The 21,524-nt window shown below is 59.0% G+C and carries 19 protein-coding genes and 1 other RNA gene; 10 read left to right on the top strand and 10 right to left on the bottom strand.

Annotation, left to right across the window (positions count from 1 at the left end):
- Positions 1-17: 17 nt before the first annotated feature.
- From AC07VF_RS16660 to AC07VF_RS16630, 7 genes are all read right to left on the bottom strand, one after another.
- Positions 18-416, bottom strand: coding sequence for a DUF1493 family protein (locus tag AC07VF_RS16660; protein ID WP_346629236.1), 399 nt, complete (start codon positions 414-416; stop codon positions 18-20).
- 63 nt (positions 417-479) lie between these two features.
- The gene (locus tag AC07VF_RS16655) at positions 480-824 is read right to left on the bottom strand and encodes a hypothetical protein (RefSeq protein WP_346629235.1); all 345 of its coding nucleotides are present in this window, start codon (positions 822-824) and stop codon (positions 480-482) included.
- Positions 825-1,068: 244 nt separating this feature from the next.
- Positions 1,069-1,460, bottom strand: a transfer-messenger RNA (tmRNA) gene (gene ssrA, locus AC07VF_RS16650).
- A 114-nt stretch (positions 1,461-1,574) separates the two neighbouring features.
- Positions 1,575-1,865, bottom strand: coding sequence for a PA2433 domain-containing protein (locus tag AC07VF_RS16645; protein WP_346629234.1), 291 nt, complete (start codon positions 1,863-1,865; stop codon positions 1,575-1,577).
- Between the two features lie 211 nt (positions 1,866-2,076).
- On the bottom strand, positions 2,077-4,887 hold the full coding sequence (locus AC07VF_RS16640) for an FAD-binding and (Fe-S)-binding domain-containing protein (RefSeq protein ID WP_346629233.1): 2,811 nt from the start codon (positions 4,885-4,887) through the stop codon (positions 2,077-2,079).
- 73 nt (positions 4,888-4,960) lie between these two features.
- Positions 4,961-6,106, bottom strand: coding sequence for an FMN-dependent L-lactate dehydrogenase LldD (lldD, locus tag AC07VF_RS16635; protein ID WP_346629232.1), 1,146 nt, complete (start codon positions 6,104-6,106; stop codon positions 4,961-4,963).
- A 68-nt stretch (positions 6,107-6,174) separates the two neighbouring features.
- Positions 6,175-7,881 carry a lactate permease LctP family transporter gene (locus AC07VF_RS16630; RefSeq protein ID WP_495009237.1) on the bottom strand — a complete coding sequence of 569 codons (1,707 nt, stop codon included), beginning with the start codon at positions 7,879-7,881 and terminating at the stop codon, positions 6,175-6,177.
- 428 nt (positions 7,882-8,309) lie between these two features.
- On the opposite strand from AC07VF_RS16630, the gene AC07VF_RS16625 reads away from it, so the two are divergent.
- Positions 8,310-9,077 carry a GntR family transcriptional regulator gene (locus tag AC07VF_RS16625; protein WP_192173318.1) on the top strand — a complete coding sequence of 256 codons (768 nt, stop codon included), beginning with the start codon at positions 8,310-8,312 and terminating at the stop codon, positions 9,075-9,077.
- 79 nt (positions 9,078-9,156) lie between these two features.
- Here AC07VF_RS16625 and smpB read toward each other — a convergent pair whose 3' ends face one another.
- Positions 9,157-9,639 (bottom strand): SsrA-binding protein SmpB, encoded by a 483-nt coding sequence (gene smpB / locus AC07VF_RS16620; RefSeq protein WP_065987620.1) that lies wholly within the window; start codon positions 9,637-9,639, stop codon positions 9,157-9,159.
- A gap of 127 nt (positions 9,640-9,766) precedes the next feature.
- Between smpB and AC07VF_RS16615 the strand changes: the two genes are divergently transcribed.
- The 3 genes from AC07VF_RS16615 to AC07VF_RS16605 are packed head-to-tail and all read left to right on the top strand — an operon-like array spanning position 9,767 to position 11,925.
- Positions 9,767-11,170 carry a sodium-dependent transporter gene (locus tag AC07VF_RS16615; RefSeq protein ID WP_346629230.1) on the top strand — a complete coding sequence of 468 codons (1,404 nt, stop codon included), beginning with the start codon at positions 9,767-9,769 and terminating at the stop codon, positions 11,168-11,170.
- Between the two features lie 7 nt (positions 11,171-11,177).
- On the top strand, positions 11,178-11,612 hold the full coding sequence (locus AC07VF_RS16610; RefSeq protein WP_133776812.1) for a type II toxin-antitoxin system RatA family toxin: 435 nt from the start codon (positions 11,178-11,180) through the stop codon (positions 11,610-11,612).
- Positions 11,605-11,925: an RnfH family protein gene (locus AC07VF_RS16605; RefSeq protein WP_346629229.1), complete on the top strand. Its 321-nt coding sequence runs from the start codon at positions 11,605-11,607 to the stop codon at positions 11,923-11,925. Before AC07VF_RS16610 ends, AC07VF_RS16605 begins: the two co-directional genes overlap by 8 nt.
- Before the next feature lie 87 nt (positions 11,926-12,012).
- Here AC07VF_RS16605 and AC07VF_RS16600 read toward each other — a convergent pair whose 3' ends face one another.
- Positions 12,013-12,537, bottom strand: coding sequence for an outer membrane protein assembly factor BamE (locus AC07VF_RS16600; RefSeq protein ID WP_346629228.1), 525 nt, complete (start codon positions 12,535-12,537; stop codon positions 12,013-12,015).
- Between the two features lie 98 nt (positions 12,538-12,635).
- On the opposite strand from AC07VF_RS16600, the gene fur reads away from it, so the two are divergent.
- Complete coding sequence (gene fur / locus AC07VF_RS16595; RefSeq protein ID WP_065987616.1) at positions 12,636-13,043, top strand: ferric iron uptake transcriptional regulator; 408 nt, start codon at positions 12,636-12,638, stop codon at positions 13,041-13,043.
- Between the two features lie 113 nt (positions 13,044-13,156).
- Here fur and recN read toward each other — a convergent pair whose 3' ends face one another.
- Complete coding sequence (gene recN, locus AC07VF_RS16590) at positions 13,157-14,830, bottom strand: DNA repair protein RecN (protein WP_346629227.1); 1,674 nt, start codon at positions 14,828-14,830, stop codon at positions 13,157-13,159.
- Between the two features lie 276 nt (positions 14,831-15,106).
- Between recN and grpE the strand changes: the two genes are divergently transcribed.
- From grpE to carA, 5 genes are all read left to right on the top strand, one after another.
- Positions 15,107-15,673, top strand: coding sequence for a nucleotide exchange factor GrpE (gene grpE, locus AC07VF_RS16585; protein WP_065987614.1), 567 nt, complete (start codon positions 15,107-15,109; stop codon positions 15,671-15,673).
- A 102-nt stretch (positions 15,674-15,775) separates the two neighbouring features.
- Positions 15,776-17,695, top strand: a complete 1,920-nt coding sequence (dnaK, locus tag AC07VF_RS16580) for a molecular chaperone DnaK (protein WP_192173314.1) — start codon at positions 15,776-15,778, stop codon at positions 17,693-17,695.
- 323 nt (positions 17,696-18,018) lie between these two features.
- Positions 18,019-19,149, top strand: a complete 1,131-nt coding sequence (gene dnaJ / locus AC07VF_RS16575) for a molecular chaperone DnaJ (protein WP_192173313.1) — start codon at positions 18,019-18,021, stop codon at positions 19,147-19,149.
- Between the two features lie 10 nt (positions 19,150-19,159).
- On the top strand, positions 19,160-19,966 hold the full coding sequence (dapB, locus tag AC07VF_RS16570) for a 4-hydroxy-tetrahydrodipicolinate reductase (protein WP_192173312.1): 807 nt from the start codon (positions 19,160-19,162) through the stop codon (positions 19,964-19,966).
- Between the two features lie 300 nt (positions 19,967-20,266).
- The gene (gene carA, locus AC07VF_RS16565) at positions 20,267-21,403 is read left to right on the top strand and encodes a glutamine-hydrolyzing carbamoyl-phosphate synthase small subunit (RefSeq protein ID WP_495009238.1); all 1,137 of its coding nucleotides are present in this window, start codon (positions 20,267-20,269) and stop codon (positions 21,401-21,403) included.
- Positions 21,404-21,524 lie beyond the last annotated feature (121 nt).

Here is a 21,524-nt window from a genome sequence, read left to right as displayed (position 1 = left end):
TGACATCTCATACTCGTTTAGCGGTATGTCGGCTTTCTCTTGTAAAGAGGGGTATTGCTGTAGTTGACTAGCTCCAGCAGTGCCGGATCCCAAGTCTTTGTCTTGGCGGCCAAGTACAGCATGCCTAGCTTGATCGGTATCTTCCCTCGCCTTTCTTTGCCCCGCCTGAATGAAAGCAGGTCGTAACCCTCAGGCACGAAATATCTGTATGGGTCATAGTCTCTGAGTTCCACTGAAAACCGCTGGAAAAACTCAGGCATCAGCACATTCGCGTCATCCCCTTCAATGCCAAGGTCCCGATTGAGGTCCGTCGAAAAACTTAAATCTTTAAACGCATTGGCGCCGAACTCCGATGCTTCTTCGATGCACTCTATTATTTTGTCCAGCAGTTCATAATCAACGTCATAGTTGTCCATTCCAGGTACCTGATCTTCGGGGAGCACATTAGCAATGGAGGTCGCCGCGATCACCTGCCTCGGTCAGCTCTCGCTTTTATATCCGTTCATCTTGGCGGCTATCAGTGCGCGCTCTTTGGAGAGCGGTGTGATCAATCCTGTAGTGCCATCCGCCGACATGTACAGAAAGTACCGACCTTCCTGATCGAGCAGAATCCGGTAGACACCTCCCGATGCGTCATAGCTTGGGACGACTGTTCGATCCACGAGAAAGGTATGGCTACTGATGCCCATACCGCTAAGCGCCGCCTCGAAGTCTGCACTGACGTCAGACTCCCATTGCTTGGTGCTGCGCAGACTGAACAGGAGTCTGATCAGCAAGGTCAGCGAGATGCTTACTACCGCAAAAATGCCCGATCCATAATCCACGCCTCTACTCCCTGTGCTGCTATAGATCTGATAAATACCGGCAATCAGCCAGTGTTTCAACACACGGTGCGTCAGACAGCAAAGTCTCACAGGGAGGGCGCAGTTCCTCACTAATGAGTCGATGAGCGTGGTCTTGCACGCTCATTACTGCCCGATGTCACACCGGGAGCAGACCAAACCGCCCATTCAGGCACAAAAAAAGCACTTGCGATAAACGCTAAGTGCTTGATTTGTATTGCGTGTTTGGTGGAGCCGGGGGGATTTGAACCCCCGTCCGCCAGTACTCCGCTTTCGGGCCTACATGCTTAGCCGTGTCTATTAAGTTAACCCTCAGCGACCCGACGGGCAGGGTGCTTTGGGCGAGCTGTGTAAGTTTTAGCCGATTCGTCCACAGCGTACTGCACGGCGATCCTGTTCTATATGACAATCACTTTGGGTTTACAGGCATCCCCTGGTGATTGCTGGAGCCGAAGCTACCAGAAGGAAGGCTAGCACCGCTTACGCGGCGAGAGCTTGTTCCCCGTAGGTTTCGTCATTGGCAACTATAGAAAGTTGCAACAGTGGATTTACGACTTCTGTTACCAAGTCGGCATGCCCCTAGAGTTTCATCACCGGCGTCGAATCCTAATCGGCCCCAATTCTGCTGCTCTAGCAGTCAGGCGGCGGAGTCTACCCGAATCAATGAGATACGTCGACCGTCCGCCTGACATTCCGCTCGCGACGGGCCTAGGCCAGTCGCGATTCGGCGAATTACTTCGCGGCGCCGCCGTCGCTGCCGTCACCGCCGGTTTTCAGCTCGGTGATTTTCTTCTGAGTGATCGAGATGCACTCTTTCTCATTGCCAGCTTTTTGCGCAGCGGTAGCATCAGCGACGGTTTTTTCAAGGTCAGTTTTGCTGTCGCCGGCCAGGTTGGTAACGGTCGACGCCTCAGCATTTTTCAGCGCTGCGATGTTCGCGCCGCACAGATCATCAGCAGCGAAAACCGGGGAACCCAACAGTGCAGCGGTAAGAAACAGTCCAGTCAGTGCAGTGCGCTTCATGTGTATCTCCTTGAGCCTGTTGACTCGGTATCGCCGGCCGATTTTGCCGGTGCCCGAGGTAGAGGAAAAAAGCGCCGAATGAGTTGTGGCGCTTAAAGAGATGGACTGCCGCTCATCGCAGGGGTTCTATATTTTTTTCACAATGCTGTGAAAAAGCCACGTTGCGAGATGTTTCGGGATCATGGGGCGATCTCCGCCCCATTTGTGTGCATCAAGCGGTTCTTGGTTGAGTCACCCGATCCACGAGATAGACCAGACCGTGGTAGTCGATACCACCGTGTTGCGTGAGCCCGATCTCGCAGGTCCGGCTGGTAGAAATCCCCTCATCACAGTACTGGACCGCCTCTTTCAGCGAGCGTAGCGCGTGGGCGTTCAGTTCGGGTGTCGTAAAGCCTTTGTCCCCCGCAAAGCCGCAGCAATGAATCCCTTCTGGCACGACCACATTCAGGCTGCACATTCGTGCAAGGTCGATCAGCGCCTCGCTCTCGCCCAAGTGTTGCGTGCTGCAAGTGACGTGAACCGCGATGGGCGCCTGTTGCGGGGTGAACACCAGTTTGTCCAGCAGATGGGTGCGGATGAAACGAACCGGGTCATACAGTTCGAGCCGGGTCTCCTTGAGGTCCTGAATCAGGCGCAACGTACAGGGGCTGGTGTCGCAATAGATCGGATCGAGCCCGCCGCGACTGGCCTTGGTCAGCGCAGCAAGCATCTGCTGGCGCTTGCCTTCCGCCTGCTCGGCGTAGCCCTTGGAGGAGAAAGGCTGGCCGCAGCACAGACTGTCCTGGTCTTCCGGAAATATCACCTGATAACCGGCTTTCTCCAGCAGCCCTCGGGTCTTGTCCATCAGCGACATCTGTTCGCGATCGCCCGGCGCAGGCCCCATGACGCGGGACACGCAGGCCGCCAGATAGACCACGCGAGGGCGCTGATCTTCAACCGGCAGGGTGAAACGAATGGCGTTCTCGGGCTGGGGCATGGCTGGCGTCCACTGAGGCACGCGGCCTGAAGACGCTTTGCTCAGCGCGCCGGAAATCTTCGCCAGCCTCGGTGCGCCCAACAGCATGCGGGCGCCATTGGCGGCATGCAGCGTAAATCGCGCGCCCTTCAACGCCGTCGCAAAGTGCTGACTGATCCAGCTAGCGGCCTTGTCGTGATGCGCTTGCTCCCCGCGAAGCTTCTTCACCAGCTCGCCCGTGTTGATGCCGACCGGGCAACGTTGCGCGCACAAACCGGTGGCCGCACAGGTGTCGATGCCGTGGTACTGATAGTCGCGCTCCAGCTGAGTGGTGTCGGTGCCTGCGCGTTTTTTGGCCTGAATGTCACGCCACATGACGATGCGTTGCCGTGGGCTCAGGGTCAGGCCCTTCGATGGACACACCGGTTCGCAGAAACCACACTCGATGCATTTGTCGATGATCCCATCGGCAGCCGGCATGGGTTTCAGGTGCTTGAGGTGCACCCGCGGATCGTCACTGAGCACGACGTCCGGATTGAGAATGCCAGCAGGATCGAGCAGCCGTTTGAGTTGCCACATCAGCGCGTACGCCTCGCTGCCCCACTCAAGCTCCACGAACGGCGCCATGTTGCGGCCGGTACCGTGTTCGGCTTTCAGGGAACCGTTGAACTCCACGGCCACCAGTTGCGTGACGTCATCCATGAACGCGGAATAACGCGCAATCTCCTGCGGATCGTTGAAGCCTTGGGTGAAGACGAAGTGCAGGTTGCCCTCCAGCGCATGGCCGAACAGGATCGCCTCGTCGTAGCGGTGCTTTTCGAACAGTTCGATCAATCGCCGAACCCCGATGGCCAGTTGCTCGACGGGGAAGGTCACGTCCTCGATGATCACCGTCGTACCCGTCTCACGCACCGCGCCGACGGCAGGAAAGGTGTCCTTGCGAATGGCCCAGAGCCGTGCGTTCTCGGCCGCGTCTTCGGTGAAATCAACCTGCTTCTCGACCGGAAAGTGCGCGATGGACGCCATGATCTGCGCCAGTTGCTCGTGCAACAACGGCTGCGTCGCAGCGCGGGCTTCGATCAACAGTGCACAGGCGCCGTCCGACAGTTCACGAACAAAGGCCGGCATGCCCGGCTTGTCCTGCACCGAGCGCATGCTGCGCCGATCAAGCAGTTCGACGGCAGCGACCGGCTGGGTTTTCAGCACCGCCACGGCGTTGCAGCAGGTTTCGATGTCGGGAAAAACAATCAGCGCCGTCGCCTTGCTCGGGTGATCGGGCACCGTGTCGTACGTCACCGCGCTGATGAAACCCAGCGTGCCCTCCGAACCCACCAGCAGGTGACTGAGGATGTCGAGCGGCTCGTCGAAATCCACCAAGGCATTCAGCGACAGGCCGCAGGTGTTCTTCAGGCGGTACTTGTGGCGAATCTTCGCGGCGAGTTCGGTGTTTGCGCGCGTCTCACGGCCCAGTTGCGCGAGGCGGTCGAGCAGCTCGGCGTGGCTGACTTTAAATGCAGCGACACTGGCGGCATTTTCCGTGTCCAGGCGGGCACCGTCGGCGAGCACCAGCCGAATGCCAGCAAGGGTGTGATAGGTGTTCTGGGCCGTGCCGCAGCACATGCCGCTGGAATTGTTGGCGACGATGCCGCCGATTTTTGCCGCGTGCATGGACGCCGGATCTGGACCGATCTTGCGTCCAAATGGCGCAAGCCAGACGTTGGCCTGTGCGCCGATTACGCCGGGTTGCAAACGGATCTGCGCGCCTTGCTCGCGTATTTCGCGGCCGTTCCAGTTGTCGCCGAGCACGATCAACACTGAGTCGCTGATGGCTTGGCCCGAAAGGCTGGTGCCGGCCGCACGAAAGGTCACCGGGACTTTATCGGCCTGCGCCAGTTTCAACAGCGCCACGACTTCGTCTTCTGATTCGACGCGGATGACCAGCTTGGGGATCAGCCGATAAAAGCTGGCGTCGGTGCCGAAGGCCAAGGTCGAGAGCGGGTCGTCGAAGCGTCTTCCGGCAGGAATGAGGCTGTTCACACCGGCCAGAAAAGCGGCGGGCAAGGTCATGCGATTTCCTCGTGGGGGCATCTCGGCGGCGCTGCGGCCTCTGTCAGGCCGCATGGCTCGGGATCAGTGCGGGTCAGGCGCCCAGTTCGCGGACCAGCGAATCGCGGGTGATCTCGCTGATCGACTTGGCGCCGGTCAAGACCATCGCCACGCGCATCTCCTTCTCGAACAGATCCAGCAGATTCTTCACCCCGGCCTCGCCGTGGGTGGCCAAGGCGTAGATGAACGCACGGCCGATCAGCACGGTGTCTGCGCCGAGGGCAATCATGCGCACCACATCCAGACCGCTGCGAATGCCGGAGTCGGCGAGAATCTTCAGATCGCCTTTTACCGCGTCGGCAATGGCGGGCAGCGCACGGGCACTGGACAACACGCCATCAAGCTGGCGGCCGCCATGGTTGGACACAACGATGCCGTCGGCGCCGAATTTCACCGCATCCCGTGCGTCGTCAGGGTCAAGGATGCCCTTGATGATCATCGGGCCGTCCCAGGAATCGCGAATCCACTCCAGGTCCTTCCACGAAATGGACGGATCGAAATTGTCGCCCAGCCACGCGATGTAATCGGTGAGACCGGTAGGGTTGCCGCGATAGGCCGACACGTTGCCCAAGTCGTGGGGCCGGCCGTTGATGCCCACATCCCACGCCCATTGCGGGTGGGTCATGGCTTGCAAGACCCGGCGCATCGGCCCGCTTTTGCCGCTCATGCCGGAATGGGCGTCACGGTAGCGGGCGCCTGGGACGGGCATGTCGACGGTGAAGACCAGTGTTTTCACACCGGCGGCTTTGGCTCGCTCCAGCGCGTTGCGCATGAAACCGCGATCCTTCAGCACATACAGCTGAAACCACATGGGTCGCTTGATCGCCGGGGCGACTTCTTCAATCGGGCACAACGACACCGTCGACAGCGTGAACGGAATGCCCTTGGCATCTGCGGCGCGGGCGGCCTGCACTTCCCCACGGCGAGCGTACATGCCGCATAGGCCAACCGGAGCCAGTGCCATCGGCATGCTCAGGGTTTCACCGAACAGTGTCGTCTCCAGACTCAGCTCGGACATGTTCTTCAGGATGCGCTGGCGCAGCGCAATGCTGGCCAGGTCGGAAACGTTGTGGCGCAGGGTGTGCTCGGCGTAGGCGCCACCGTCCGCGTAGTGGAATAGGAAGGGCGGGAGCTTGCGCTGGGCGGCGGCGCGGTAGTCGGTGGAGGCAGAAATGATCATGGGATCTCGCAGATGAGTGAGCGGGGCCACAGCCGGGCGCGCAAGCAGCACGCCCGGCGCTCGTCTGATTAATGAACCAGCATGCCGGTGAACCAGTACGCCTGGGCGTAGGTGATGCAGCCAACGATCGTGGCGAAGAAAATGCTGTGCTTGAGGGTGAAGCGGAACAGGTCGGATTCTTTACCAACCAGCCCGGTTGCCGCGCAGGCTACCGCGATCGATTGCGGGGAAATCATCTTGCCGGTTACGCCGCCGCTTGAGTTGGCTGCAACCATCAGCACGTCACTGACGCCCAACTGGTGTGCCGTGGTGGCCTGCAACGAGCCAAACAGGGCGTTCGACGAGGTGTCGGAGCCTGTCAGGAACACCCCGAGCCAGCCGAGGAATGGCGAGAAGAACGGGAAGGCGCTGCCAGTCCCGGCGAGGACCAATGCGAGCGTCGAGGACATGCCGGAGTAGTTCATGACGAAGGCGAAGGCCAGCACCATACCGATGGACACGATGGCCCAGCGCAATTCGATCAGCGTTTCTTTGAACGTGACCACACCTGTTTTAGGTGTAATGCGCAGCACGATCATCGCCAGAATCGCCGAGATCAGAATCGCGCTGCCCGAGGCTGCGAGCAGGTCAAACTTGTACACCGCAGGCATGGCCGTCGGGTTGGCGACAATCGGCGCCATCTTCATGACCAGTTGATCCAGGTGCGGCACCGGGAAGTTCATGGTCAGTGCCTGCAATGGGCCGCCCGCGGCGAACAGCGCCTTGAACGGCTTCAGCGTCCAGATCGTCACGACGACAGTCAGGATCAGGAACGGCGACCATGCCTTGATGATGGTGCCTGCCGAGTACGGCGATTTTTTGATGGTGCGCGGCTGACCAAAACCGCCCGCATTACCGGCGCCGCCGCCCATGACCGCAGCACCGCCGGACGCACCGACGATTTTTGCATCGGCCGCGCGGGCTGGCTGCCAGACTTTCAGGAAGAAGGTCAGGGACACGAGGCTGACCAGCGCCGAGGTAATGTCAGGCAGTTCCGGGCCAATGAAATTAGAGGTCAGAAATTGCACGATGGCGAAGCTGCCGCCCGCGACCAGAGCCGCTGGCCAGGTCTCCTTGACGCCTTTCACACCGTCCATCATGAACATCAGCCAGAACGGCACGAACACCGACAACAGTGGCAATTGACGACCGGCCATGGCGCCGATCTTGAACGGGTCGAGACCGGACACCTGACCGGCCACGATGATCGGGATGCCCAATGCGCCAAACGCCACCGGTGCAGTGTTGGCGATCAGGCAGAGGCCGGCGGCATACAGCGGGTTCAATCCCAGACCTACGAGTAACGCTGCGGTGATCGCCACCGGTGCGCCGAAGCCTGCCGCGCCTTCCAGGAACGCGCCGAAGCAGAATCCGATCAGCAAGACCTGCAGGCGCTGGTCATCGGTGATCGACATGACCGAGCTGCGAATGATCTCGAACTGGCCACTTTTGACCGTCAGTTTGTAGAGAAACACGGCCGCAATGATGATCCACGCGATGGGCCACAAGCCGTAGAGGAAGCCGTAGCCGGCGGACGCGACGGCCATGTCGGCAGGCATCTGGAACGCGAAGATAGCGATCAGTACGGCGAGCAGCAGCGTGATGGCTCCCGCGACGTGCCCCTTGAGCCGGAAGATCGCCAGCGCCAGAAAGAAGAAAACGATCGGAATGACAGCCACCAGCGCCGAAAGGCCCAAGCCGCCGAGAGGTGTGTAGAGCTGTTGCCAGGTTTGCATGTATGAGGCCCCTAATTGTTTTTGGTTAGGCCCGGTGTCCATGTCTTACGTGCGCGGCTCCTGCAGGTGACAACTGCGTATCTGTCGGCCTGCCGGCGCTGACGAACGAGTCGCACAGCTCACCAGCTCAAGCGTTCCGCCGTCGGGAAGTGCCTGCAACGTGGGACAGCGATAAGCCGTCCCTCGCCGGCATTGTAAATTGGTAATACCAATTTACAATGTCTTGGCGCTAGGTTAGGAGCCTTGCTGACGGTGTGTCAATTTATGACGCGTAAACTTTCGTAGCAGCTCGCCCGGATTTCATCCGCACTTCGCCTGAGAGGGAGATTTCTCCTACATCTGCCGGGTGAATGTCTGATCGCGATCAGCGAGAATATGCGCCCCGCGGCCAAGCCAGGCGGGGCAGTCGGGTTGTGGAGTGAAGGGTTATGGGCTTTGATCAGGTGCGTCAGCGCCGCTTGTCCGACGATATTGTCGAGCAGTTGGAAAGGATGATTCTGGAGGGCACGTTGCGCTCTGGCGGTCGTCTGCCGGCTGAGCGAGCGCTGGCCGAGCAGTTCGGCGTGTCGCGCCCTTCGCTGCGTGAGGCGATTCAAAAGCTGACGGCCAAAGGGCTGTTGATCAGCCGTCAAGGCGGCGGCAATTACGTGGTCGACAGTCTTGGGTCCACGTTCAGCGATCCACTGCTTCATCTGTTGGAAAGCAGCCCGGACGCCCAGCGCGACCTGCTTGAATTCCGCCATACCCTGGAAGCCTCCTGCGCCTACTACGCAGCCATACGCGCGACGGATGTTGATCGGCTGCGGCTGCGCGAGGCGTTCGATGCTCTGCAGGACTGCTACAGCCGCGCGGAGGAAGTGAGTCGTGCGGAGGAGGGCGCAGCAGACGCCAGTTTCCACCTCGCCATCGCCGAAGCCAGCCATAACGCTGTGTTGCTGCACACCATTCGCGGCCTGTTCGATCTGCTGCGGCGCAGCGTGGTCACCAACATCGGCGGCATGTACAAACAGCGCGCAGAAACCCGCGACATGCTGATTGATCAGCATCGTGAGTTGTACCTGGCGATTATCGAAGGGCGGGCAGACGATGCTCGAGAAGTGTCGAGCCGTCATTTGCTGTACGTGCAGGAGGTGCTGGAGGAAGTGCGCCAGCAAGTGCAGCGCACTGCGCGGGCTGAACGGCGCAACCGGATTTAAAGATGCTGCACGGCGCCCGACCCATCGCGGACCGTGCGCCATCAACAGACGACTTTTGGAAGCTGCCGGAAAGACTGAATCAGTCTTCCTTGCCCTTGTTTCGCACTGCGCGTTGCAGCTCGCGATTGGAATCGCGTTCGCGCTCGGTATCGCGCTTGTCGTATTCCTTCTTGCCTTTGCCCAGAGCAATCTCGCACTTGATCAAGTGCTGCTTCCAGTAAAGGGCAAGGGCCACGCAGGCATAGCCTTTTTGCTGAACAGACGACGTCAGCTTTTCCAGCTCGCGCTTGTTGAGCAACAGTTTACGGGTGCGTGTCGGGTCAGCGATGACGTGGGTACTGGCTGTCGTCAGTGGCGAGATATGGCTACCCATCAGCCAGGCCTCACCGTCTTTGAGCAACACGTAACTGTCAACCAGCTGCACCTTGTTGGCACGCAGGCTTTTTACTTCCCAGCCAGCCAGGACCAGACCGGCCTCGAACTTGTGTTCGATGAAGTAATCGTGACGCGCCTTTTTATTTTGCGCGATGGTCCCTGTGGGATGTTTCTTGAGCTTAGCCATAGGCGACGCATTATAGGGATCAACGGGCGTCTCGGCTATGGGCTCGCGCGCTGAAGCTGTGTGCTTGAGCAGGTGGAGTGAATCCCGGACAATGCGCGATCTTTTTTGCGTGTTGGACGTGTCAACGATGTCGACGGACAAGGTTTCGGTTCACGGGAGTTGGGCCAGTCGCTGGGTGTTTATCCTGGCGGCCACCGGCTCTGCCGTAGGGTTGGGCAGCATCTGGAAATTCCCCTACATGGTCGGCGTCTACGGCGGCGGCGCGTTTGTGCTGGTGTTTCTGGCGTGCATCGCCCTGATCGGGATTCCGGTGATGATCGCCGAGACGCTTATCGGGCGACGCGCACGGCAGAGTCCGGCCAACGCGCTGCGTACGCTGGCCCTGGAAGCGGGGCATTCGTCAAAGTGGTCATGGGGCGCTTTCGCCGGCATGGTCACCGCGCTATTGATCCTTTCTTTTTATAGCGTCGTCGGTGGCTGGTCGCTCGAGTACATCATCGATGTCGGCAAGGGCGACTTCAGAGGCGTAACGCCTGACGGTGTCGGTGCCTATTTTGGCGAGATGATTGCCGATCCCTGGCGTCTGGTCGGCTGGCATACGTTATTCATGTTGCTGTCGGCAATCACCATCGCCAAGGGCGTGAACGCCGGCCTTGAGCGCAGCCTGCGTATCCTGATGCCGTTGCTGTTCGTGCTGATGGTGATTCTGTTGGGCTATAGCCTGACCACCGGGCACTTCATGGAAGGGGTGCATTTCATGTTCGACTTCACCCCCGAGAGGCTCCTTGATGGCCTGCTTCCGGCCATGGGGCATGCGTTTTTCTCGCTGAGTGTGGGCGTCGGTTCGATCATGATTTACGGCGCCTACATGACCAAAGAGGCCTCGATCAGCGCGACGGTGGTGGGCGTGGCATTGCTCGACACCTTCGTGTCGCTGCTGGCGGGCCTCGCATTGTTTCCGATTGTGTTCGCGGCGGGTCTGAACCCAAGCGAAGGGCCGGGCCTGATGTTCGTTACGCTGCCGTATGCATTTGGTAACGTCGCCTTCGGTACGGTCATGGGCGTGGTGTTCTTTATCCTCGTCGCGGTCGCGGCCTGGAGCTCGGCCATTTCCTTGCTCGAACCCATGGTCGCGTATCTGGTCGAGCGCACAAAAGTTCGCCGCGGCTGGGTGACGTTCTGGCTATCGTTCATCTGCTGGTTCGTCGGGCTCGGGACGGTTTTCTCGTTCAACATCTGGAAGCAGGCCAAATTCTTCGTGAACGAAGGCGGCGGCTTCCACCTCTATCAGTGGGGAGCGTCGTCGGGGCTGGATTTCTTCGGCGTCATCGATTTCTTCACCTCACGGATCATGCTTCCGCTGGGTGGATTGTGCTTTGTGGTATTCGCAGGTTGGGTGATGGGACGCGGTGCGGTGCGCGACGAGTTGTCGGTACGCAGCCCGGTTCTGTTCGCTTTAACGTTCTTTTTGATGCGCTATGTGGCGCCGATCGGCATTGTGGTTGTCTTTGCCGCTCAGCTTTGGAAATGACGCTGACATGACTACGCATATTCAACGTTCCGCCCTTTTGCCATATCCCGCCCAGGCGCTGTACGACCTGGTCAACGACGTGAGTCGCTACTCCGAGTTTCTGCCGTGGTGTTCCGCCGGTACCGTGCTTGAGCAGAGTGATACCTCAATGCGTGCGCGTGTCGAGATCGCAAAAGGCGGCCTGAGCCAGCACTTCGTTACTCGCAACACGCTGACGCCGGGGCAAACCATCGAGATGAATCTGGAGGAGGGGCCTTTCAGTCAGCTTCACGGCGTCTGGACCTTCAAGGCCCTGAATGAAAAGGCCTGCAAGATCAGCCTCGACCTGTCGTTCGACTACAGCGGTTCGATTGTCCGCGCGACCCTGGGGCCGCTGTTCAATCAGGCCGCCAACACCTTGGTTGATGCTTTCTGCCAGCGAGCCAAAGAGCTGCATGGCTGAGCTAACGATCCGCGTCGAGGTGGTATATGCCGCCGTCGACCGCCAGGAGTTGCTGGCGCTGGACGTGCCCGTCGGAACATCGGTACGCGCTGCGGCTATTGCATCGGGCATGGCCGAGCACTTTCCTGAGCTGGACATCGTGCAGTGCCCGTTGGGCATCTTCGGCAAGCTCGTGGGCGATTCGGAGCAACGTGAGGTGGAAGCCGGCGACAGGGTTGAGATCTATCGCCCGTTGCTGGCTGATCCGAAAGAGGTGCGCCGTCTGCGTGCTTTAAAAGCAGCGGAGGCGAGAAAGGCGCAAAAACCGATTTAATTTTCTCATCGGCTTGATTGAGAGACGTAAAAAAGCCCGGAATTTCCGGGCTTTTTTATAAGGCTGATTTCAGAAGGAAGCGGTGAATCAGCGCGGGTTTGTGTCCAGTGGTTCCTGGGAAGGAACGGGCACGGTTTCGACCTTGTCGACGTCGTTCTGAATCTGCTCAAGCAATGAGCCAGGCTTCGGTGGCTCTTCCTTCGGCGGCTGCGTCCCTTGGTTTTCGGGGGCGACAGTCGTGTCGCTGCTCTTCCCGAGAATGGCCTCGTCGCGGCTGACACCCGGCTTGAAGTCACCGGACAGGCTCGCCAGCTGGTCATTGCCATTGAAGATCAGGCTGACGCGTTCCTGCTGGCGTTCGCCACCACCAGGCTGCAGGCTGTACAGATAGTCCCAGCGTTCAGGGTGAAAGGTGTCGGTCAACAAAGGGTTGCCCATGATAAACCTTACTTGCCGACGGGTCATTCCCGGACGCAACTGGTCTATCATGTCCTGCGTGACGACATTGCCCTGTTGGATGTCGATTTTATAAACCCCGGGGAATGAACAACCGGCGAGTGCGAGCAGTCCCACGAAGGTGAAACTGGTTAGCAAGAGCTTGGTGTTTTGCATCGGTGGGCGACTTCCACTATCTTGGCTGGGACAACGTAAACCCCGATCATACCTGCATTAAGAGAAGCTGCGAAGCAGCGTCTGCGAGAAAGCTGACCATGGTTGAAAATAGCGAACTACGCAAAGCCGGACTTAAAGTGACCCTGCCGCGGGTCAAGATCCTTCAAATGCTCGATTCTGCGCAGCAGCGTCACATGAGCGCGGAGGACGTCTACAAGGCGCTGATGGAGGCCAACGAAGACGTCGGTCTGGCAACGGTTTACCGAGTTCTGACTCAGTTCGAAGCAGCCGGGTTGGTGGTTCGCCACAATTTCGACGGCGGCCACGCGGTATTCGAACTGGCTGACGGAGGCCACCACGACCACATGGTCAACGTGGAATCCGGTGAGGTCATCGAGTTCTTCGACGAAGAAATCGAAAAGCTGCAAAAAGCCATTGTGAGCAAGCACGGCTTCGAGCTGGTTGACCACAATCTGGTGCTCTACGTACGCAAGCAAAAGGTGTAAGCCTTTTGTGAAGTACGACAAAGGCGACCCTCGGGTCGCCTTTGTTGTTTCTGCAGTTTGCGATCAGGGGATCCTGCCAGATCCGCGCCGCTCGGGTTAAACCGTAAAGATGATCAAGATCTGGACGCAACCACCATCTTCTTGGCGTGTGCGAGCGACTCTTTGGTCAGATCGATACCGCCCAGCATTCGCGCCACTTCCTCTACTCGCTCGTTCTTGCTCAGCTTGGACACCGCTGTACGCGTCACGTCCGCTTCCCGGACTTTATGTACAAACAGGTGTTGATGCCCTTGAGCGGCGACTTGCGGCAAGTGCGTAACGGTCATGACCTGGCCGCGTTCGCCAAGACGACGCAGCAATTGGCCGACAATTTCAGCGGTAGGGCCGCCGATACCGACGTCCACTTCGTCAAACACCAGCGTCGGAACCCGAGATGTCTGTGCGGTGATCACTTGAATCGCCAGACTGATCCGCGAGAGTTCCCCACCCGACGCCACCTTCGCCAGCGCCTTGAGCGGCTGACCCGGGTTGGCGCTGACCAGCAGCTCAACCTGCTCCAGCCCGTTGGGTGACAGCTCTCTGTCTACGTTCTCGCGCAGCTCGATATTGAAGCGTCCGCCCGGCATACCCAGCCGCTGAATTTCATGCTCGACCTTGTGGGCCAGTTCCGGCGCAGCACGGTGACGCAGGTCGCTCAGCTCGCGCGCCTTCTCTTGATAATGCCGCGCATAGGAGCCTACCTCGTGTTCCAGTCTCTCGATTGCTTCGTCGTTGGCGTTGAGGGTTTCGATCTCGTCGAGCAACTTCTGGTGCAGCGCTGCAACTTCAGTAGGCTGCACGCGGTGTTTGCGTGCCAGCGTATAGATGGTGTCGAGGCGTTCTTCAATTTGCTGCAGGCGGGCCGGGTCCGCTTCGAAGCGATCGAGGAAACGATTGATCTCGCCGACAGCCTCTTCAACCTGAATCTGCGCACTGGAGAGCAGGTTAGTCGCTTCATTCAATGCATCTGGCGTGTTGTTCACGCTGCTGAGTCGATTAAGGCTGGCGGTCAGTGCGTTCAGCGCATTGCCGGAGTCACTTTCACTGCACAGCTCCACAACTTGCCGGCAGATGCCCAGCAGGCTTTCGGCATTGGTCAGCGTGGTGTGTTCCTGTTCCAGCCGTTCGAGCTCGTTTTCGCCGAGGCTCAGGCTTTCCAGCTCTTCAAGCTGATAGCTCAGCAACTGATGCTTGGCACGCTGCTCGTCGCCGGAGTTGGAAAGGCGCTCAAGCTCCTGGCGCGTTTGCCGCCAGCGCTGGGAGGCCAGTTGCACTTGACGTGCAAGGTCGGTGGCGCCCGCGTATTCGTCCAGCAAGCGCCGATGGGTATCGGTCTTCAGCAGCGACTGATGCTCGTGCTGGCTGTGAATATCGATCACCAGCTCGCCAAGGGCTTTCAGGTCCCCCTGGGGGCAAGGCGTCCCGTTTATATAGGCGCGTGATCGGCCTTCGGCAGTAATGACGCGGCGCAGAATGCAGGGACCGTCGGTTTCGAGGTCTCGCTCCTTCAGCCATGCGCTGGCTTCAGGGATATCCGACACGTCGAAGGTCGCCAGAATGTCTGCCTTGTCGGCACCTGGCCTTACCACGCCACTGTCGGCGCGATCGCCCAGCGTGAGGCCGAGCGCGTCGAGCATGATCGACTTGCCGGCCCCGGTTTCCCCGGTGATCACACTCATGCCGCGATCAAGTTCGAGATCGAGATGTTCAACGATGGCGTAGTTATGTATGGACAGGTGGACCAGCATCAGAGCGGCTCCCAAACAATTTGTCTGGTTATTTATACAGTGTTTTGCTTTGGGCTGACAATGCCCGGCCTTAGCTCGATTTGAAAGGTCATCGCCCATTTTTAGCATCAATACTGCTTTTCGCCATCGCGCGTGGCCACCGAACCCATGTCAGAACATTTGTAGGGTTATTCAGCCGATCCTGCACCTAAACCCTTGAACCCGAGAATTACGACCCCATATAGCCGGGCAGAGGCGTGAGTTGAGCTCACGGATGTAATTAGAAGGAGAGAATTTATGGCTGACGAACAGAACCCGGACATGCAGGCTCAGGATCAGGCTGCCGACACGGCGACTTCTCAAGATGATCTGGCAACGCGTGTGCAAGTGCTTGAAGAGCAGCTGAAAGCGGCGCAGGACCAGTCTCTGCGTGTGGCTGCGGATCTGCAGAACGTCCGCCGCCGTGCCGAGCAAGACGTCGAGAAGGCGCACAAATTTGCGCTTGAGAAGTTTGCCAGCGATCTGCTGCCGATCGTTGACAGCCTTGAGCGTGGTCTGGACTTGTCCAACTCGGATGACGAGAGCATACGGCCGATGCGTGAAGGCATCGAACTGACGCTGAAAATGTTCTACGACACGCTCAAGCGCTACAACCTTGAAGCCATTGACCCTCATGGCCAGCCGTTCAACGCCGAGCACCATCAGGCGATGGCGATGCAGGAAAGCGCTGACGTGGAGCCGAATAGCGTACTCAAGGTGTTCCAGAAGGGATATCAGCTCAATGGCCGCTTGCTGCGCCCGGCCATGGTCGTGGTCAGCAAGGCGCCATCGCCTGTTTCGCCGTCTATTGACGAGCAGGCTTGAAATTAGCTGAGCGGCCCCCATTTACAGGCCAAGCGTTTAAGAATTACCGCAATTTGTAAATGCAGTTGCGGCAACCAAATTTAAGTTTCGGGAGAGTCAAAAATGGGCAAGATTATCGGTATCGACCTGGGGACCACCAACTCCTGCGTCTCGGTTCTGGAAAACGGTAAAGCCAAGGTGATCGAGAACGCCGAAGGCGCTCGTACCACCCCGTCGATCATCGCGTATGCCAACGATGGCGAGATCCTTGTAGGTCAATCGGCCAAGCGTCAGGCAGTGACCAACCCGCACAACACCCTGTACGCGGTTAAGCGTCTGATCGGCCGTAAGTTCGACGAAGAAGTCGTGCAGAAAGACATCAAGATGGTGCCTTACAAAATCGCCAAGGCTGACAACGGCGATGCATGGGTTGAAGTCAACGACAAGAAAATGTCCCCTCCTCAGATTTCGGCTGAAATCCTGAAGAAGATGAAGAAAACCGCCGAAGACTATCTCGGCGAGGCTGTTACAGAGGCGGTCATCACCGTTCCGGCTTACTTCAACGACAGCCAGCGTCAAGCCACCAAAGACGCCGGTCGTATTGCCGGTCTGGATGTGAAGCGCATCATCAACGAACCAACCGCAGCTGCGCTGGCTTACGGTATGGACAAAGCGAAGGGCGATCACACCGTCATCGTTTATGACCTGGGTGGCGGTACTTTCGACGTTTCGGTCATCGAAATCGCTGAAGTCGATGGCGAGCACCAGTTCGAAGTGTTGGCCACCAACGGCGACACCTTCCTGGGTGGTGAAGACTTCGACATCCGCCTGATCGATTACCTGGTTGACGAATTCAAGAAAGAATCCGGCATGAACCTGAAAGGTGATCCGCTGGCGATGCAGCGTCTGAAAGAGGCTGCCGAGAAAGCAAAGATCGAGCTGTCTTCGAGCAATTCGACCGACGTGAACCTGCCTTACATCACTGCAGATGCCACCGGTCCTAAGCACTTGAACGTGAAGATCTCGCGCGCCAAGCTGGAATCGCTGGTTGAAGACCTGGTTCAGCGCACCATTGAGCCTTGCCGCATTGCGCTGAAAGACTCCGGTATCGACATCGGCGCGATCAACGACGTGATCCTGGTCGGCGGTCAGACCCGCATGCCGCTGGTTCAGCAGAAGGTCACCGAGTTCTTCGGTAAAGAAGCGCGTAAAGACGTCAATCCTGACGAAGCCGTTGCCATGGGTGCAGCCATCCAGGGTGCAGTACTGGCCGGCGACGTGAAAGACGTTCTGCTGCTGGACGTCAGCCCGCTGACGCTGGGTATCGAAACCATGGGTGGCGTGATGACTGCGCTGATCGAGAAAAACACCACGATTCCTACCAAGAAATCGCAGGTGTTCTCGACTGCCGACGACAACCAGGGCGCAGTGACCATTCACGTGCTGCAGGGCGAGCGTAAGCAAGCGGCTCAGAACAAGTCCCTGGGCAAGTTCGACCTGGCCGAGATTCCACCAGCACCACGCGGCGTGCCTCAGATCGAAGTGACCTTCGACATCGACGCCAACGGCATTCTGCATGTCGGCGCGAAAGACAAGGCGACTGGCAAGACTCAGTCGATCGTGATCAAAGCCAACTCCGGTCTGTCGGACGAAGAAATCCAGCAGATGATTCGCGACGCTGAAGCGAACTCGGACGAAGACCGCAAGTTTGAAGAGCTGGCCTCTGCCCGCAACCAGGGCGATGCGCTGGTTCACTCGACTCGCAAAATGATCTCCGACGCTGGCGACAAAGTCACCGCGGAAGAAAAGACCGCTATCGAAGCTGCACTGGTTGCCCTTGAAGCCGCCGTTAAAGGCGACGACAAGGCTGCCATCGACGCCAAGATCGAAGAGCTGTCGAAGGTCTCCGCGCCGGTTGCTCAGAAGATGTACGCCGAGCAGGCCGAAAAACCTGAAGGCGGTGCTCAGGCCGCTCAGGAAGAAAGCAAGCCTGCAGACGACGTCGTTGACGCCGAGTTCGAAGAAGTAAAAGACCACAAGTAAGCGCAGGCTCACTTGATCGCCGGTTGACCGCTTTCTGGTGGTCGCTGGTAGGATGTCGCCGCGCGGGAGCTTGCTCCCGCGTTGGCGTGTCTGGAACACCCAAAATTTTCAAGCGCGCGATCCCGTATCGCGGGCTTTGTGGCAAAGCCGGATGCTCCTGCACTCCGGCTTGTTCAGCCGCTTTCCTCGGTCGATCAAAGGCCGTTGAACCAAGACCAGGATCGTTGAATTGACGTGAGTTGGGTCCGGGCCTGAAAGGGGCTCAACGAGTTCGGCAGACTCAGGAGGGTCATGCCGGACGTCCTCAAGAGTGCGGAAAATTTATGTCAAAGCGTGATTATTACGAAGTACTGGGCGTGGAGCGTGGCTCCAGCGAAGCGGACCTGAAAAAGGCGTATCGCCGTCTCGCCATGAAATATCACCCTGACCGCAACCCGGGTGACAAGGCTTCGGAAGACGCCTTCAAAGAAGCCAACGAAGCGTACGAAGTGCTTTCCGATGCCAGCAAGCGCGCGGCCTACGACCAATACGGCCATGCCGGTGTCGATCAGGGCATGGGCGGCGGCGGTTTCGGCGGCGGTGGCGCCAACTTCTCCGACATCTTCGGTGATGTTTTCAGCGACTTCTTCGGCGGCGGTCGCGCCGGCGGCGGTGGTCGCGGTGGTGCCCAGCGTGGCAGCGACCTTCGCTATACCCTCGAATTGAATCTTGAAGAAGCAGTGCGTGGCACGACTGTCAGCATCCGTGTACCGACACTGGTCAACTGCAAGCCTTGCGATGGCAGCGGCGCTAAAAAGGGCTCGTCCCCGGTGACCTGCCCGACATGCGGCGGCATCGGCCAGGTGCGCATGCAGCAGGGTTTCTTCTCTGTTCAGCAGACCTGCCCGCGTTGCCACGGCAACGGCAAGATCATTTCCGACCCTTGTGACTCCTGCCATGGCGAAGGCCGTGTCGAAGAGTCCAAGACGCTGTCGGTCAAGGTGCCGCCAGGTGTCGATACCGGCGACCGTATTCGTCTGTCAGGCGAAGGCGAGGCAGGGACGCAAGGTGGTCCAACGGGCGACCTGTACGTTGTCATCAATGTACGCGAACACGCGATTTTCCAGCGCGACGGCAAGCATCTGTATTGCGAAGTGCCGATCAGCTTCACCGACGCTGCACTGGGCGGCGAGCTGGAAGTGCCGACGCTGGACGGTCGCGTCAAGCTGAAGATCCCGGAAGGCACGCAAACCGGTAAGCAGTTCCGTCTGCGCGGCAAGGGCGTAGCCCCTGTGCGTGGTGGCGGCGCCGGCGACCTGATGTGCCGTGTGGCCGTTGAGACTCCGGTGAACCTGGGGCGTCGCCAGCGCGAGCTGCTCGAAGAGTTCCGTGCCACCCTTGAAGGCGACAGTTCTCATTCGCCCAAGGCCAGCGGCTGGTTCGAAGGCGTGAAGCGCTTCTTCGGCGATCTCTAAGGGGCAGGGCATGCGACGCATTGCTGTGATGGGCGCCGCCGGGCGCATGGGCAAGAACCTGATCGAGGCGGTGCAGGACCGTGCGCCGCTCACCGGACTGACAGCGGCAATCGTTCGTCCCGGCAGCACGATGATTGGTGCCGACGCCGGCGAACTCGCATCGCTGGGGCGCATCGGTGTTCAGTTGACCGGTAATCTGGAGCAGGTTGCCGACGAGTTCGACGTCTTGATCGACTTCACATTGCCGGACGTCATGCTGAAAAACCTGGCGTTCTGCCGTAAGGCGGGCAAGGCGATGGTCATTGGTACTACCGGCTTGAGCGTCGAACAAAAGCATCTGCTGGTGGAAGCGAGTCGGGAAATTCCCGTGGTTTTCGCGTCCAACTTCAGTGTGGGTGTGAACCTGTCGTTCAAGCTGCTGGATCTGGCGGCGCGAGTGATGGGTGAAGATTCGGACATCGAGATCATCGAAGCTCATCACCGCAACAAGGTCGACGCGCCGTCGGGTACGGCGGTCAGCATGGGTGAGGTGGTTGCCAATGCCCTTGGGCGTGACTTGAGCAAGGTTGCCGTCTACGGTCGTGAGGGGTACACCGGTGTTCGTGAGCGCGAGACGATCGGCTTCGCCACGGTCCGCGGCGGTGACGTCGTAGGTGATCACACTGTGCTGTTCGCCGCCGAGGGTGAGCGTCTGGAGATTACGCACAAGGCGTCCAGTCGCATGACCTTCGCCAAGGGCGCAGTGCGTGCCGCGCTGTGGCTAGATGGCAAGGCGCCGGGTCTTTACGACATGCAGGATGTACTTGATCTGCGCTGAGTCTTTCGGCGTCCGAGATGTGACAAGCGACAATGCGGGCAGGAGAAGGGCTTTACCTGTATCCTGCCCGCAGTTATTAGCCGTTACGCACCCGCTACGCGACGTCCGTCGCACTCCCCAGCCCTCAGGGCAATTTTAGCGGTGGATTAAAAAGACCTCTTTCTGTAAGCTACAGCTTTAGTGTGTCCACTAAAAGCGCGCAGATAATTCTACGAAAAAAGCGGGGTGACGTGTCTATACGTCATTCCGCTTTTTTACAACCTGCGATCGCCCTTTCAGGCTTTATTACGGGAGGTCTTCTTGACTAAGCCAGCCATACTCGCCCTTGCTGATGGCAGCATTTTTCGCGGCGAAGCCATTGGTGCCGACGGTCAAACCGTTGGTGAAGTGGTGTTTAACACCGCAATGACCGGCTATCAGGAAATTCTTACCGATCCTTCCTATGCCCAGCAAATCGTCACCCTGACTTACCCGCACATCGGCAACACCGGCACAACGCCGGAAGATGCCGAGTCTGACCGCGTCTGGTCGGCGGGCCTGGTGATTCGCGACCTGCCGCTGGTTGCCAGCAACTGGCGCAACAAGATGCCACTGGCCGAGTATCTGAAGGCCAGTAAAACCGTTGCGATCGCGGGCATCGATACCCGCCGCCTGACGCGCATTCTTCGCGAGAAGGGCGCTCAGAACGGCTGCATCATGGCCGGCGACAACATCTCCGAAGAAGCCGCTATTGCAGCAGCGCGAGCATTCCCTGGCTTGAAGGGCATGGACCTCGCCAAGGAAGTCAGCACCAAAGAGACCTACGAATGGCGCTCCACGGTCTGGAACCTGCAGTCCGACAGCAGTCCCGAAGTCGCCGCAGCGGACTTGAAGTACCACGTGGTTGCCTGGGACTACGGCGTCAAACTGAACATCCTGCGCATGCTGGTCGAGCGCGGTTGCCGTGTGACGGTCGTACCTGCGCAAACCCCTGCCAGTGAAGTGCTGGCGCTCAAGCCTGACGGCATCTTCCTGTCCAACGGCCCTGGCGATCCGGAACCGTGCGACTACGCCATTCAAGCGATCAAGGATGTGCTGGAGACCGACATTCCGGTGTTCGGTATCTGCCTGGGCCACCAGCTGCTGGCGCTCGCTTCCGGCGCTCGGACCATCAAGATGGATCTGGGCCACCATGGCGCCAACCACCCGGTCCAGGACCTGGACACCGGCGTGGTCATGATCACCAGCCAGAACCACGGTTTTGCGGTGGACGAAGCGACCTTGCCAAGTAACGTTCGCGCGATTCACAAGTCGCTGTTCGATGGCAGCCTGCAGGGCATCGAGCGCACCGACAAAGACGCGTTCAGCTTCCAGGGTCACCCTGAAGCGAGCCCGGGCCCGACTGACGTCGCGCCGCTGTTCGATCGCTTCATCACAGCCATGGACAAGCGCCGCTAAGGCTGCCTTGCGACTGTAGCGAGCAGGTGACCGCGGCGGGCCGGATCAGATCCGACAGCCCGCCCGGCACCTGAGATGTTCAAGACGGCTTGCCGACTGACACAGGATTCGAGTGACAACC

Source organism: Pseudomonas sp. GW821-FHT02H06 (genome assembly GCF_059421525.1).
Note: the sequence above shows the minus strand (reverse complement) of the source record. Positions and strands in the feature narration are given on the sequence as shown.

Excerpts from the sequence above, each read along its gene's own strand:
- lldD (WP_346629232.1), bottom strand. The coding sequence starts at position 6,106 with ATGATCATTTCTGCCTCCACCGACTACCGCGCCGCCGCCCAGCGCAAG.
- grpE (WP_065987614.1), top strand. The coding sequence starts at position 15,107 with ATGGCTGACGAACAGAACCCGGACATGCAGGCTCAGGATCAGGCTGCC.
- AC07VF_RS16645 (WP_346629234.1), bottom strand. The coding sequence starts at position 1,865 with ATGAAGCGCACTGCACTGACTGGACTGTTTCTTACCGCTGCACTGTTG.
- dnaJ (WP_192173313.1), top strand. The coding sequence starts at position 18,019 with ATGTCAAAGCGTGATTATTACGAAGTACTGGGCGTGGAGCGTGGCTCC.
- AC07VF_RS16615 (WP_346629230.1), top strand. The coding sequence starts at position 9,767 with ATGTCGACGGACAAGGTTTCGGTTCACGGGAGTTGGGCCAGTCGCTGG.
- AC07VF_RS16640 (WP_346629233.1), bottom strand. The coding sequence starts at position 4,887 with ATGACCTTGCCCGCCGCTTTTCTGGCCGGTGTGAACAGCCTCATTCCT.
- AC07VF_RS16605 (WP_346629229.1), top strand. The coding sequence starts at position 11,605 with ATGGCTGAGCTAACGATCCGCGTCGAGGTGGTATATGCCGCCGTCGAC.
- AC07VF_RS16625 (WP_192173318.1), top strand. The coding sequence starts at position 8,310 with ATGGGCTTTGATCAGGTGCGTCAGCGCCGCTTGTCCGACGATATTGTC.
- dnaK (WP_192173314.1), top strand. The coding sequence starts at position 15,776 with ATGGGCAAGATTATCGGTATCGACCTGGGGACCACCAACTCCTGCGTC.
- AC07VF_RS16610 (WP_133776812.1), top strand. The coding sequence starts at position 11,178 with ATGACTACGCATATTCAACGTTCCGCCCTTTTGCCATATCCCGCCCAG.
- AC07VF_RS16660 (WP_346629236.1), bottom strand. The coding sequence starts at position 416 with ATGGACAACTATGACGTTGATTATGAACTGCTGGACAAAATAATAGAG.
- recN (WP_346629227.1), bottom strand. The coding sequence starts at position 14,830 with ATGCTGGTCCACCTGTCCATACATAACTACGCCATCGTTGAACATCTC.
- fur (WP_065987616.1), top strand. The coding sequence starts at position 12,636 with ATGGTTGAAAATAGCGAACTACGCAAAGCCGGACTTAAAGTGACCCTG.
- AC07VF_RS16600 (WP_346629228.1), bottom strand. The coding sequence starts at position 12,537 with ATGCAAAACACCAAGCTCTTGCTAACCAGTTTCACCTTCGTGGGACTG.
- dapB (WP_192173312.1), top strand. The coding sequence starts at position 19,160 with ATGCGACGCATTGCTGTGATGGGCGCCGCCGGGCGCATGGGCAAGAAC.
- smpB (WP_065987620.1), bottom strand. The coding sequence starts at position 9,639 with ATGGCTAAGCTCAAGAAACATCCCACAGGGACCATCGCGCAAAATAAA.
- AC07VF_RS16630 (WP_495009237.1), bottom strand. The coding sequence starts at position 7,881 with ATGCAAACCTGGCAACAGCTCTACACACCTCTCGGCGGCTTGGGCCTT.